Genomic DNA, 13,478 nt, shown 5'->3' with positions numbered 1-13,478 from the left:
TCGACGAACGAGCTACTTCTTGGAATGAATGACTTGAAGCTGAGTGTATTCCAGTAACCCTTTCAAGCCAAACTCGATACCCAAGCCCGACATTTTGCTGCCGCCGAAAGGCGCGTTTGGCAACACTTCCGAGTGGTTGTTAATCCATACAGTGCCACACTCCAACTGCTTGGCAACCGTACTGGCCAACTCAAGATCTGAACCCCAAACCGAGCCACCCAGGCCAAACTTGCAGTCATTGGCCATGGCGACCGCCTGCTCTACCGTCGAGTAAGAGGTAATGGGCAAAACTGGCCCAAACTGTTCTTCATCAACAACGCGCGTGCCATTCGAAACATCGGCCACGATGGTCGGTGGATAAAAGTAACCCTTACCTGAGCTGGCTTTGCCACCAGAAACAACTCGGCCGCCGTTGTTAACGGCGTCTTCAACCAATTCGGTTACCAGCCGATATTGATTGGCGTTCTGTATTGGGCCAAAGGTGGTTGTTGACTCCAGGCCATTACCCACTACCTGGCTGGCAGCAATATCGGCCAGCTTTTGACACATTTCCTCATACTGGCTTTCGTGTACATACAGCCGCTTAAGCGCCGCGCAGGTTTGTCCCATATTAATGAATGCGGTGTTGAAAATGCCCTCTGCAATTGACCCGATATCAGCACCCGGCAGAACAATAGCGGCATCATTACCGCCAAGTTCCAGGGTCAGGCGCTTCAGCGTATTCGAGGCATTGGCCATAATCTTCTGGCCCGTTGGGGTAGAACCGGTAAATATGACCTTGTTGATATTGGCGTGGCTGCTAATGGCATTGCCGATTTCGGCCTCGCCCAATACCACGTTCACAACTCCTTTGGGCAGTACCTCATTCATGATTTCGACGAGGCGCAGGGTATTCAAAGGCGTTAAACCGGAGGGCTTTGAAATAACCGTGTTGCCGGCACTGCCTTTCGAGCCGCGGTCACGGCCTTGTCGAGTTGCCCGATGCTGGCCATATTGCATTGGCAAATGGCTTCTTCAGTCGCCGGGTTGATCACCGGAAAGGACTCACCTGCACCGGTGACCGATTGGCCATCAATAAGCATCTGATTTTTAAAAGTCATACAATACATCGCTCCGGTTTCTGACGGGCGCCCGGCGGGCTCCCGTCGTTGAGTTCTATTGAAATGCTATATCAGAATGGAACAATAGCGATTATCTGGGCATAAACGTTGGTGTCGTCGTTGCCGAGCTGAGTACCACCGTTAGCGGCACTGTTATCTGGCGAGTAGAAGCCAACCAGCGGGCTTAGAATAAGGTTGGGCGTAACAACCCACTCGGCGTAAATGTCGATTTCCTGGCCATCAAGTGCACCACTGCCCCCGGCTGTGTCGCTGAAGTCAAAGAACAGCGCACCAACGCTGACCATCTCGCTCGGCGAGGCTTTTATAGCAATGTGATGAACGTCGGCATCAGAGTTGAATGGTCCCGCGTAATTAGCGGCTACTTCGCCCTGGAACCAGGTGCCGTAGCCACGGTTGAAACCGAAAAATAGCGGATCAAAACCTTCCTCAAAAGTAGAATAGCGGTAACTCGCGCTCGGTGACCAGGGCAAACCGGCAAAGGTCCAGCCCCCCTCAACGTACCAGGCATCGGCACTCGCGCTATCGTCGCCCTGATCCTGAGTCACATACTCGCCCGACAGGAACAGATTTTCGACGCCGGCGTTACCCTGATAACGCAAACTCATCGTTTCCTGACCATCTCGTGACGGCCTTGCTTCGGCATCTAGTCCTTTAATATAGCTAGCACCAAAAGTACCGGCAGCCATAACGTATTCAGTGTTAAGGCCTGCCAGCTCCGTTTTGTTCTGGGCAACGTTGTCAGATTTGAGCCAGAACATATCGGCGCGTGCGCCATCACTGCCACCGATACGAACGATCGCCGTTCTATCGAAGGCCTTGCGTGCGGCCAGCCAGTAACTTCCACCGCGATTCAAGCTGCCATCAAAGGCTTTACCAAAGTTTAGAGCGTCGCCGTTAATCAGAAATCCATCGCCAATTGCAAAGTTCTGGCGACCAAACGAGATGTCCAGACCATCCTCGCCCAACATCGAAATCAAACTGCCAGAACGCCAGCCCAGGTAGGCATCTTCCAGAGTCGATTTTGATTCCTCACCGGTGGTGAACCCTGCCGCATCGCCATCACCCCAAGTCGCAGAGCTGACCATGTTCACACCGCCGTACAAAGCCGCACTGCTAGCTCCCAATGTTTGGCTGCCAGACAAACCGTACTTAATGTAACCCTCACGCCAGTCGGAGCTACCTTCCGTTTTACCGCCAGTGGTACCGTAGTTTTCTCCGCTGGTGAATACACCGAAGGCCGCTTCAATATCAACGTTAAGCTCGGTGCCGTCTTTGCTGTAGAAATTGTAGGCAGAAGCAGAGCCGGATGCGGCAGCAATGGCTGAACCCAACAAAGCGGCGGTTAACGATTGTTTAAAGTTTTTTTTCATCTTTTTATTCCTTTTTATAGCAGTCGGTCGTTGTTTTTAGCGTGCGTTCAAAAGGTGCTCATAAAGTGTTCGATTATTCGGTTATTCGGTTATTCGGTTATTCGGTTATTCGGTTATTCGGTTATTCGGTTATTCGGTTAAGCAGAGCGTTCTCTGGTTTGGACTACAGTGCTTTCTCCAAAGTGATTTATGGGAAGTATTTTTCTGTCATGAACTTAAATTGTAAAAACACGTCATTGAAAACTCTGTTTGCGCTGGCGCAATTGACTCCATACATAAATACTGATGGAGAGGACAATCATCACCAGTAATGTCAGACTTATCGGTCGTTGCAGGAACACAGTTAAATCTCCTCCCGCCATGCCCAAAGCCTGCTGTGTTCGAGTAAGGAATAGCGGGCCTAAAACTAATCCCAGAACGATGGGCACGGCCGGAATCTGATTGCGTTTTAAGACGTAACCAAAAATGGCGAAGCCGAGGGCAATCAAGCAATCGGTAAACTGATAGCTCTGGCTGTAGCTGCCGATAAAGCCCAGCACCAAAATGAAGGCGCCAATAAACCGCCCGCGTACCCGCGTGAGGTTGACGATCCACTTGGTAGCAAAAGTAAGATAAGTAAAAACCACCACGTTCATCAGCAATAGTGAAATATACAAGCCAGAAATAAACTCGGGCCGCTCAGCGAACAGAGTGGGACCGGGGATGTAGTTGTGCACCATAAACACTGACAGAAGCATTGCCATCAAAGCATCAGCTGGAATCCCGAACGCCAATAAAGGAATCATCACTGAAGCCGTTACGGCGTTGTTAGAGGTTTCGGATGCAATCAGCCCCTCGGGCGCGCCCTCACCAAATTTCTCCGGTGTTTTGGAAAATTTTTGCGCTAACGTGTACGAAAAAAACTGCGAGCCGAATTCACCCACGCCAGGCAGTAGGCCCATAAACACTCCCAGCGCGGCAGAGCGAATAACGGTAACCTTGTGTCTGAGCAAATCCGCCACACCAGAGAACAATCCACCCTCGGCCAACTTGACGATCTTGGCATCATTACCCCGTTGTGCCAGTAGAATGAAAGCCTGTGACATGGCGAACAAACCAATAACAGCTGGCACCAGCGGCATGCCAGAAAGCAACCAGCTCTGCCCAAATGTATAAACCTGCGTGCTATAAGACAAATCCAGGCCGATAGTGCCAAGAAAAATGCCCAGCCCCAGCATCATTGCCGCTTCCACCACATGCTTGCGATGCGCTAGCACAACAAAGATCATCCCCAATGCCGCCAGCATGGCGAACTCGGCTGAGCCGAACTTACGAGCAACCTGGGACAAGATCGGCGCCAGCATAATCAATGAAAAAACGCTGATCAGGCCGCCTACGAAAGACGAAGTGAAGGCAATCGACAACGCTCTTCGGGCTTCGCCGCGTTCGGCCATGGGGTAGCCGTCATAGGTGGTTAGCACGGCAACCGGGGTGCCCGGTGTATTCATCAGAATGGCGGGTATGGCGCCGCCGTACCAAGCGCCACCATAAACACCCAGCAGCAGCGAAACGCCTGGCAACGGCTCCATAGAAAACGTGATTGGCAGAAGAATTGCCATCACACCGGCAGGCTCCAACCCCGGAATCGAGCCGATGGTGACGCCAATTAGAGCGCCAATGACGATTGCCATAATAACGTTTAAATTAGCGACTTCATTAAGGCCTAATAGAATTGCATCCACGGTAGTCAAACCTCTTAGAAATAGCGGTTAGCGAAGTCAGCCAGGTCATCGGGCAAAAATGAATAGAGCCAGACGTCAGGTAACCAGACGGATACGCCAACACGAAAGGTGAGAACCAAAGCAATCAAAGTGCCAATGGTTGCGAGTAACCAAGTGCGGTTTAGCAGTCGCGACAGCCACAAAAGAACGGTAACAAATATAAAAGTGGCCGGTACAAAACCGATGATAGACAGCGAATGGATGTAAATATAAAACAGCACGGAAGAGATCAACGCCGTACGATAGCTGTCCAGCAGTGCTACCAGCGTTTCTAGGGGGTTGCGCCGGAACATGGTGCTGCGCCCCTCGCTGCTGTTATGCCGAGTAAGCTGGATCACTCGATAAGCCGAGAACACAGCCATGGTGCCCAAACCCACCAATGCACCCATCATAGGCTGGGTATACCATCCCCTTCCGGTTTCAACCCAAGAGGCTTGGTACGGAATCAGAATCAGCAAAACCACCGACGTGATAAAGATTACCCAATAAATATCTGGTTTAACAACGGTTTCGTTTGGCACGATAGAACTCTTTTGAGTTAATCAAAGTCAGTCGGAAAGACGAAACGAACGGGGGAATGGCTCTCAAAAAACAGCCGTTTCCTGTCCAGAATTATCTATTCATGAACTCAAGTAACCCTTTGGAGCTTTCGAAGTCCTTGGCAACAAGTGCTTCTGCCTCTTCCCCACCGATCCAGTAAATGCCGGCACCAGTAGATTCAGCCAACTGACGAATGCGATCTGAGTCCAGCGCGGCTTGGGCTATGACTGCAATCTTGTTTTTAATTTCGTCAGAAGTGCCCTTTCTTACAAACAGGCCATTCCAGGTAGTCTGAGTAATACCGGTCTGCTCGGCCAGAGTGGCAACCTCCGGCGCGATCGTCAGACGATCTTTAGTCAGAGAAGCCAGCAGTTTTACTTCACCAGATTTCAGGCAAGAAAGGATTAACTGCGTGGTTGTATTGATGATGTCAGCGTCACCGGTCGCCAACGTAATACAGTTCGTTGCATCAAAAGCTGCATCGGAAGCGATACGAATACCCGCTTCTGAGGCGGCCTTAAAGGTAATGGCGGTCGGCAATGCCTGGTAGCCGAAGTGACCTAAAGAGATATCGTTATCCTGAGAGTATTTCGCCAGTTCCGCCATATTGTTGTAGGGGGCATCCGAATTGGCGGCAATCACAAACGGGTAATCCAAGAAAATACCAACCGGCTCAAATGTAGACTGATCATAGGGCGCATTACCCGAGTGAATATGAGTGGTCAAAATATCAGCAACAAAAGAGCCGATAGTCTGTCCATTCGGGCGCGCTTTTGCGACATCCAGTGCACCAACGATACCGCCGCCACCAGGCTTGTTGATCACGGAAGCTGGAGTGCCTGTCTCTTCCAACATTTTCTCGGCGATGACACGGGTGATAATATCTTCCAGATCACCGGGGGGCCAGGGAACAACAAATTTGACAGGGCGCTCAGGGTATTCAGCAAGTGCCGGACTGCTGACAAGCAGAGGGGAAATGGCTAGTGTCGCGACAGCCAGGAATCTTGTTATATTTTTCATGGTGTTCCTCATTGTTTTTAGGTTACTCATAGCCCTCTGATCAATCCCGCAGAGGGACAATCAGCACAGGTATTCTTGTTTGCTGGATCACTTTTTGAGTTGTGGATCCTAGGAATAGGCGGGACGCGACTGAACCACCGCGGTCGCCCATAACGATCATGTCAGCCTGCTGCTTTTGGGCGACTTTCACGATCACCTGGTCGGGTTGTCCTATAGCCACTTCAATTTGCGGTGCTTGCCCCAGATGAGTGCCCTCGGGAATTTCGCTTTCAAGAAAGGCGGAGATTCTCTGTTCAATCTTGCTACGGTATTGATCCATCATCTGCCTGGTATGATTCAGCTGGGCCTTCGACAGCAAATAATCACGCACCATTTCATCGGTATCCGTGCCCATCGGCTCGATAGCGTGCAAGAAAATGATGCGGGCGTTATGCTTTACCGCCTCCTGCAACGCCACTCGAAATGCAGGACGGCTGCCTTCGGTGATGTCCGATGCATAAACAATGGTCTTCACGGTTGGCAGCATGTTGCTTTAACCCTCTTCACGATCTCAGTTTTACTGATTTAAGGAACTTTGGTGATTGAAAAATACGATTACAGTCGATCAAACCGATAAGGATAGGGATCAATAATAGGCTCGACATTGGATAGAAGATCCGCTGCAAGTTGCCCTGCAGCCGGGCCTGTACCAAAACCATGGCCGGAAAAGCCGGTTGCGACCATCAGACCAGGAATAGTTTCTATGTGATCAATTACAGGGTTGGAGTCCGGTGTTACATCGATCACGCCAGCCCAGGCTTCCTCTATTTTCGCCTCGTCAAACGCTGGCCAGGCCGCTTTCAAGTTGTTTAAAGCATCCTGGTTCAGCACCATATTTGGCGCAGGATTATTGGTGCGGACGAGCTCAAACGGAGTTTGGCTATCGGGTTTCCAACGACGCTTCAGTTTTAGATCCTTAAAGAAGGCCTGGCCGAAATTCATATTCAGAAAACTCCGCTGATTACGTAGCTGATCCATGTAGCGCCAGCCAATCAGCAGATGATCCAGCGTCAAAGGAGCGTCAAGCTTGCCGCGCTGGGTAATGATAAAGCCACCGTCCTGATGCTTGCGGAACGAAAAATCCGGGCCACCCACGGCGATGTTCGTGGGACCTTCCATTGGCTGTGTTCTCAACACAGAACAAATCAGCGGCAGCGTTGGCAGGCTTACACCGGCATTGCCAAGAAAGCGTCGTGACCAGGCGCCACCTGCCAGAAGAACCTGCTCGCAACGTATCTCACCTTTCTCGGTGACCACACCTGAAACACGGCCCGCCGACATTGATAGCGAGCGCACCGCGCAATTTTGTCGCACAACCGCGCCGAGCTTGATTGCGGCTTCAGCAATTGCGCTGGCGGCAATCGCCGGTTCAGCGTAACCATCGGAGGGCGTATGAATACCGCCTACCCATGGCCCTTTTCCGTCGGGAACAAGCCGGTCGATGTCAGACGGCGCCAACAATTCCGAACCTAGCGACAAGTGCTCGACGGACTTGTGCCAGGCCTCATGCATAGCCATCTGCTCCGGCGTACGGGCAAGAAACGTAATGCCAGCCTGACGATAACCAACTTCACGGCCGATTCGCTCTGGCAATGCAGCCCAAAGGCGATCGGCGGCTTGTGCCAGAGGTATATCGTCAAGATGACGGCTGGTTTTACGAATCCAGCCCAGATTACGGGAAGACTGCTCACCGGCAATCTGGCCTTTTTCCAACAGCACGACGGATATGTTGCGTTCCGCCAACGCCAAAGCCGCAGATACACCCACTATGCCGCCTCCAATGATTACCACACTGGTTGAAGACGGCAGTTCGTCGGCTGTGGTGACGGGATTCAGTGTTCTGGTCATTGCTATTGTCCTGTTGCTGGCGAAACGAAGCGACTGCCTGACGGCCGCTCCCAAACGGCTATTATTGGGCGATAGTGATCGTTTCGACCTCTGCCTTTGATGCCCCGCGATAAGCCGTTACTTCGAGTTCTACCTTATAAATATTAGAACCCAACGGTGGACAAGTTACGGTGGAAGCCGGGTCAACACCGCGGAATTTTGTGCCGATAAATTCCATAACCTTATGTGTATCCGCGGGGTTCTGAATAAACACACGAGACATAACAACATCTGCAAGTGAGGCGCCAACGGCAGCCAAAGCGCGTTCGATGTTCTGAAAAACCTGCTCGGCCTGCTCGATCACATCCTCCGAAATCTCCTGAGTGTCTGGATTACGACCAGCAGTGTTGGATACATGGATAAGATTATCTATAGCGACAACTCGCGAATAACTGGCAATTTCTTCAAACTTGGAACCCGTTTTAACTTTTATAATCTTAGTCATGACTGCGACTCTAAACATGGGAGGGTGATTTAATCAGTAAGCGATCGTGACGTTTACTCTTGTTAAATTTTTATTGCTAATCAGCGAAGTACTGGCGTTTCCCAAAGGTTAAGCTTCACGCCTATCCCCTTTTCGATTGCATTGCGATAAATCTTGGTGGCCCAAGCAACATCCTCTACCGGCATACCACCCACAGACATGATGATGATTTCGTCGTCAGTCTGGCGTGCGGGTGAATCACCGGCGACAATTGCACCCAAGTCTTCCAGCTCATCCTTCTGCATCAGACCTTCTTCAATCATGTCCATAAAACGCATACCCACCAACGGAATACAGTTGTGGGCAGGTTTTGGCACTTCTTCATACCAGGTTTCATAAAGGCCAACGCTATCCATAACCTTACGTACACCCGCGCTACTCATCCCGTCATCCAGACTGCAGCTCGCCGGCATCGCCAAATAGGCTCCAGGCTTAACCCACTCGCGTTTGACGATGGGGTATGTTGACGGATCACCCACTTCACCTGAGTTGCAGTAAGTGACTATATCGGATCCGCGCACAACCTCTTCATTGGTTTCAACAATCTGGATGTCGCTTATATGTGGGTATTCGGCCCTGACCCATTCCAGAAAACTTTCCAGACTTCGTTTGCCGCGCCCCTTTACTTTAATAGTGTCAATATCCGGGCAGGCTGCCATGAACGATGCAACCGAAGTCTTACCCATAACACCCGGGCCCAACAGTCCGATCACTTTCGAATTCTTGCGGGCGAGATAACGAGCGCCAACACCCGGAATGGCCCCGGTGCGATAAGCAGATAGAAGATTGGCGGACATATAGGCCAAAGGAGCACCGGTGTCGATGTCACTTAAAATAAACATCAAAATAGAGCGTGGCAGGCCTTTCTCTCGGTTGGCAATATTGGACCCATACCACTTCACGCCGCAGGTCTGGAAGTCGCCACCCAAATACGCGGGCATAGCCATTAAGCGCCGGTCAGCCGTTGGTTTTGGCATAGTCGAGAAAACAGATTCCTCCGGAAAGGTGATCATGGCACCATGTGAATCACTGTTGGGCCCGGCCATTCGGTAATCGCCCTGATGCAAAAGAATGAACATTTCTTCCATGGTATCCACGCATGCAGACATGTCTGTCACGCCTGCTGAAATCATGTCTGGCTCGGAAAGGTAAATAAAATCAATTCTTGTACTTATAGGCATAGCATCACCAGTAGAAATAGTTTTCCGCTCCCACAACGAGAGCTTGCCAGCATCTTTTTTCGCAAAACTAGACGTTCCGTGTGTTTTCCCACGTCCGGTTTCGGATGCTATCCGGAACGCAACAGAGGTGTATTGAACTTTTGCGACACAAATGCGGGAAAGTGCGTATACTAAAATTTGGTAAAAATGTCGAAAGTTGCGCAGCGAAGTCAATGCCGGAAAGAGGCCGATGTTTGCTTCGCGCGCGAGGTACGATGGATGGCAGATGCTGGGAAGGAGATACAGAAACCGTCAAGCTGAACCGTATTTTGAGCATTTAATCACTTATTCGCTAAGCCATGCTTCGGATCACTAAGATTTTTTACATATAAAAATAATATTGATTAAACTATTAGAGACAGCGCAATGTTAAATGTTTCGAATGGTAACAAATCCAAAGCTTTATTTTATAAAAAGCTTACACACATTCAACTGGAACAGCCCTGGTTTGTGCTAAGTGCAGAAAATCACTATGATTTTATAATCTCCGAAGACCATGCAATATCACATTTCTATACGTTTGAAGCCGACCTTTCAGACAGCGCTACGTTTGCAATACCGGATGGCGCTATCGATATTCTTTTTGACTGCGATCAAACCAATCCAAGTGCTAAAATATGCGGGTCCACTCTTCAAGCAAGCAGCGCTCACCTAAAGCACAAGCATCGCTACTTTGGGGTAAGATTTGCGGCAGGAGTTTTGCCTGGTTTTCTTACTCTCGCTGCCGCAGAACTGGTAAACCAAGAGTTAAATTTGTTTGAACTATCTCCCGAAAATGAGTCGCTATTTTTTAGAATTGCAAATAACACTAAATTTTTAAGTCAAGTTTCCTTATTTACACAGATTCTTAATATAAAGCCGCATCGCAAACCATCGATAATAACTAGAAATTTGATTCGTGAAATACATGAAACACAGGGAAATCTTCGTATAAAAAAGCTTGAAGAGCACGTGGGTTATACTAGCCGCACTCTCCAGCGACAATTTCAAAATGATATGGGAATGTCACCTAAGGCTTTTAGCCGTATTGTTCGATGCCAGATGGCCATCCATAATATTAGTCGTCTGGAAGAGCTGGCTTTTTCGGAGCTGGCGTCTAACTTGGGCTTCAGTGATCAGTCGCACTTTCAACGCGAATTCAAGAAACTCGTATCAACCACACCTCTTAATTACCAACGCCGCATTAAGCAAAGACACTACCTTGAAAGAATACGCCAAAATTTCTTACTGGATGTTTTCGAATGAGTCTCTAAAGTCAGCAGTATCAGTAGCTTCATAAACCACCTAGAATTCGCCACCAACGGGCCCGCTCAGCAGTGCCCGCATCAGATTGATAAGCAACGCTTCTTGAAGTCAGAAGGAGTGATTCCATAGTGGTTCTTGAATGCAGTCGAGAAATAACTGGGACTGCCAAAGCCATATTTGTACACAACTTCCGTCAGATTTAGCCGCCCGCTGTGCGCTCGTATATAATTGGCACACATTTCTAAACGCTGAGCTTTCACGTATTCCGAAAATGTAATCGAATTGTCCGAGAATGCCCGATATAGGCTGCGGACTGACGTGCCAATTGCGCTAGCAACCAGGGATGCGTTCAAACCCGGTTCCGCAATATTTTCTTTGACAAACTCGGAAGCGGCTCTGAACACCCTTTCGTAAGGGGCTGCGCTGCGAACACTCTTCAACACCGACGGTTTGATTAATGTCGCTAGCGAATCGAGAATGGCTGCGCCTTCTTCCGAATCCAAATTTTCATGCAAAGACGCCTCTATGACCAGCTTGCTAGCAAAACGGGCGATATGAGAATCAGCAGCAATCTTCACACCCGGCTCGACCTTACTGAGGTTCAAAATCCGCTCAATAATTTGACGGGGCAGAATAAGCGATATCTGTTGTGAGGGTTCTTGAAACGAGAAGCGAAAAGGCAGCGATGAATCTATCAGCACTATGTCCCCCGAAACCAGTGACGAGCAATTTCCGATTTGCTCTACGGAAGAGCGCCCCTGGATCTGAAAAACACAAAAGAAGTCCGGAATCCCGCTTTTCTGTATCTCTTTAGACGTTCGATAAAGGTCCGCTCCTTGAATACTAACCTTCGACATGTCAAGAGATCCGCCTACTTTTTCGACAGATCCACTGAACTTTCCACCCAGAGGGCACGCCAAAAATGGACCACATATCTCATTGATATTGCTAATCCATTTGTCGAAATCATCAGTCCCGGCGGCGCATAGCGACACGGCTACAACCTCTCGTTTTATTATATTATTATCACCCTTAAAATGGCTAAAATATGATCAAAAGTCAAGGGGATAGCCTGAATACACAACCTATCTAGCCTAATTTGATACACACGTACAAAATATAAAATAATGATGCGTATCACAACTAATTTACATCCGCGCGGCACCAAAGCACACCCCAAAAACGATCTACTTTATACATTGGCGCAGTTGCGCAACGTTCTGGCATCAGCGAGAAAGCAAAAGGCAGGGTTAATTGGTACAAGTACGTATCAAGGCTGCTCCAAACTCGGCAAAGGGGCAACAAACTAACCATCCGTGCGGAGCAAAGAAGTAACCTCCGGAGGCGAAAAAATGCAGACATATCGAAATATCGTAGATGGAACTCTTGTCGAATCTGCCAGCAGTTATGAAATCTTCAACCCTGCCAACGGCCAATCCTTGGGGCTAGCACCGGAAAGCAATGAGCAGGGAGTAGACAAGGCCGTTCAATCCGCTGTGCTTGCGCAAAAAAAATGGGCGCAACGCAGCGATCACGAGCGACGCGACATTACCCGGAAAATTGCTCAAATTCTTCAGGACAACTCGGAATATCTGGCTGAGCTTATTACCCGGGAGCAGGGAAAACCTCTGTCTGGCCCTGGCTCCAGGTTTGAAATGCAGGCCTGTGTCGGGTGGACTCAGGTTCCGGCAAGCTTGGAACTGCCCCCCGAAGTTGTGTACGAGGATAACGAACGCAAAGACACACTGCATCGCGTTCCGCTGGGCGTTGTGGCAGCCATCGCCCCATGGAACTGGCCCTTAATGATTGCTATATGGCAGATCATTCCTGCCATAAGGATGGGCAACGCAGTCGTTCTGAAGCCTTCCGAATACACGCCTATTGCAACACTGGAGATGGTGAGGCTGATCAATCAGGCCCTGCCGGCTGGCGTGCTCAACACCGTAACCGGGGATGGCAGTATTGGCAGCAAGTTGACCCGCCACCCTGACATTAACAAGATTATGTTCACCGGTAGCGAAGCGACAGGCCGCCGTATTATCGAAGCCTCCGCACGGAACTTGTCACCTATAACTCTGGAACTGGGCGGTAACGACGCAGCCGTCGTTATGCCGGGAACAAACATTAAAAAAATCGCCAACGATTTGTTCTGGGGGGCATTCCTGAACATGGGCCAGACATGTGCCTGCATTAAGCGCCTTTATGTTCACGAAGACGACTACGAAACCGTTATGACCGAGCTCAGCGCAATCGCCAGCCAGATAAAAATCGGTGATGGCATGGATGAGTCCGTACTGATTGGCCCACTTCAAAACAAGATGCAATTTGAAAAAGTGAGGGAACTCGTCGCTGACGCTAAAACCGGCGGTTGCGACGTCCGGGAGTTTGGCGAAGTACCAACGCAAGGTTACTTCCTGCCTATTACGCTGGTTGGCGACATCAAAGACGGCCAAAGACTGGTTGACAAAGAGCAGTTCGGCCCTGCCCTACCGATCATACGGTATCGCGAACTGGAAGATGCCATCGGGTCAGCAAACGGGCTTGAGGCAGGCCTTGGTGCCTCACTGTGGTCAGATAATCCGGCGGATGCGAGCGAGCTCGCAATTCAACTGGAAGCCGGGACGGTGTGGATCAACCAACATGGCGCAATCCACCCAATGGTTCCTTTTGGAGGCAACAAAGCGTCGGGCTACGGCGTCGAGTTTGGTATTGAAGGACTCAAAGCGGTTACCCAGTGCCGGGTAGTAAGCATAAAGAAGTAAGAACAGGCTGCCTCAATCCAGGATTGGAGC

General features: G+C 49.8%; 13 protein-coding genes. 2 read left to right on the top strand and 11 right to left on the bottom strand.

Features of this window, described 5'->3' with window-relative positions:
- Nucleotides 1–12: 12 nt before the first annotated feature.
- The 10 genes from ATI45_RS18340 to ATI45_RS18300 form a co-directional block, all read right to left on the bottom strand.
- Entirely contained in the window at nt 13–897 is an 885-nt protein-coding gene (locus tag ATI45_RS18340; RefSeq protein WP_416376669.1) for an aldehyde dehydrogenase family protein, read from the bottom strand.
- A 5-nt stretch (nt 898–902) separates the two neighbouring features.
- Nucleotides 903–1,100 carry an aldehyde dehydrogenase family protein gene (locus tag ATI45_RS23350; protein ID WP_179888432.1) on the bottom strand — a complete coding sequence of 66 codons (198 nt, stop codon included), beginning with the start codon at nt 1,098–1,100 and terminating at the stop codon, nt 903–905.
- Between the two features lie 71 nt (nt 1,101–1,171).
- Nucleotides 1,172–2,491: a hypothetical protein gene (locus ATI45_RS18335; RefSeq protein WP_098421051.1), complete on the bottom strand. Its 1,320-nt coding sequence runs from the start codon at nt 2,489–2,491 to the stop codon at nt 1,172–1,174.
- 233 nt (nt 2,492–2,724) lie between these two features.
- Complete coding sequence (locus tag ATI45_RS18330) at nt 2,725–4,212, bottom strand: tripartite tricarboxylate transporter permease (RefSeq protein WP_098421050.1); 1,488 nt, start codon at nt 4,210–4,212, stop codon at nt 2,725–2,727.
- Between the two features lie 14 nt (nt 4,213–4,226).
- Nucleotides 4,227–4,772 (bottom strand): hypothetical protein, encoded by a 546-nt coding sequence (locus ATI45_RS18325; RefSeq protein WP_098421049.1) that lies wholly within the window; start codon nt 4,770–4,772, stop codon nt 4,227–4,229.
- A 91-nt stretch (nt 4,773–4,863) separates the two neighbouring features.
- Complete coding sequence (locus ATI45_RS18320) at nt 4,864–5,811, bottom strand: tripartite tricarboxylate transporter substrate binding protein (protein ID WP_098421048.1); 948 nt, start codon at nt 5,809–5,811, stop codon at nt 4,864–4,866.
- 40 nt (nt 5,812–5,851) lie between these two features.
- Nucleotides 5,852–6,337 (bottom strand): universal stress protein, encoded by a 486-nt coding sequence (locus ATI45_RS18315; protein WP_098421047.1) that lies wholly within the window; start codon nt 6,335–6,337, stop codon nt 5,852–5,854.
- Nucleotides 6,338–6,405: 68 nt separating this feature from the next.
- Nucleotides 6,406–7,698, bottom strand: coding sequence for an NAD(P)/FAD-dependent oxidoreductase (locus tag ATI45_RS18310; RefSeq protein WP_098421046.1), 1,293 nt, complete (start codon nt 7,696–7,698; stop codon nt 6,406–6,408).
- Between the two features lie 61 nt (nt 7,699–7,759).
- A complete protein-coding gene (locus ATI45_RS18305; RefSeq protein ID WP_098421045.1) occupies nt 7,760–8,182 on the bottom strand; it encodes a RidA family protein in 423 nt (140 codons plus the stop codon).
- Nucleotides 8,183–8,262: 80 nt separating this feature from the next.
- On the bottom strand, nt 8,263–9,402 hold the full coding sequence (locus ATI45_RS18300) for a tyramine oxidase subunit B (RefSeq protein WP_098421044.1): 1,140 nt from the start codon (nt 9,400–9,402) through the stop codon (nt 8,263–8,265).
- 405 nt (nt 9,403–9,807) lie between these two features.
- Here ATI45_RS18300 and ATI45_RS18295 point away from each other — a divergent pair, with 405 nt between their 5' ends.
- Nucleotides 9,808–10,686 (top strand): AraC family transcriptional regulator, encoded by an 879-nt coding sequence (locus ATI45_RS18295; protein ID WP_098421043.1) that lies wholly within the window; start codon nt 9,808–9,810, stop codon nt 10,684–10,686.
- A gap of 80 nt (nt 10,687–10,766) precedes the next feature.
- Here the strand turns inward: ATI45_RS18295 and feaR are convergent, their stop codons facing one another.
- On the bottom strand, nt 10,767–11,681 hold the full coding sequence (feaR, locus tag ATI45_RS18290; protein ID WP_179888431.1) for a transcriptional regulator FeaR: 915 nt from the start codon (nt 11,679–11,681) through the stop codon (nt 10,767–10,769).
- Between the two features lie 357 nt (nt 11,682–12,038).
- On the opposite strand from feaR, the gene ATI45_RS18285 reads away from it, so the two are divergent.
- Nucleotides 12,039–13,448, top strand: a complete 1,410-nt coding sequence (locus ATI45_RS18285) for an aldehyde dehydrogenase family protein (RefSeq protein WP_098421041.1) — start codon at nt 12,039–12,041, stop codon at nt 13,446–13,448.
- The last annotated feature ends 30 nt before the right edge of the window (nt 13,449–13,478 follow it).

The organism is Marinobacter sp. LV10MA510-1, assembly GCF_002563885.1.
In the GTDB taxonomy this organism is placed as follows: Bacteria; Pseudomonadota; Gammaproteobacteria; order Pseudomonadales; family Oleiphilaceae; genus Marinobacter.
Note: the sequence above shows the minus strand (reverse complement) of the source record. Positions and strands in the feature narration are given on the sequence as shown.

Bases quoted from the DNA above. Each gene is read 5' to 3' on its own strand.
- ATI45_RS23350 (WP_179888432.1), bottom strand. From the start codon at position 1,100: ATGACTTTTAAAAATCAGATGCTTATTGATGGCCAATCGGTCACCGGT.
- ATI45_RS18335 (WP_098421051.1), bottom strand. From the start codon at position 2,491: ATGAAAAAAAACTTTAAACAATCGTTAACCGCCGCTTTGTTGGGTTCA.
- ATI45_RS18320 (WP_098421048.1), bottom strand. From the start codon at position 5,811: ATGAAAAATATAACAAGATTCCTGGCTGTCGCGACACTAGCCATTTCC.
- ATI45_RS18315 (WP_098421047.1), bottom strand. From the start codon at position 6,337: ATGCTGCCAACCGTGAAGACCATTGTTTATGCATCGGACATCACCGAA.
- ATI45_RS18310 (WP_098421046.1), bottom strand. From the start codon at position 7,698: ATGACCAGAACACTGAATCCCGTCACCACAGCCGACGAACTGCCGTCT.
- ATI45_RS18305 (WP_098421045.1), bottom strand. From the start codon at position 8,182: ATGACTAAGATTATAAAAGTTAAAACGGGTTCCAAGTTTGAAGAAATT.
- ATI45_RS18300 (WP_098421044.1), bottom strand. From the start codon at position 9,402: ATGCCTATAAGTACAAGAATTGATTTTATTTACCTTTCCGAGCCAGAC.
- ATI45_RS18295 (WP_098421043.1), top strand. From the start codon at position 9,808: ATGTTAAATGTTTCGAATGGTAACAAATCCAAAGCTTTATTTTATAAA.
- ATI45_RS18285 (WP_098421041.1), top strand. From the start codon at position 12,039: ATGCAGACATATCGAAATATCGTAGATGGAACTCTTGTCGAATCTGCC.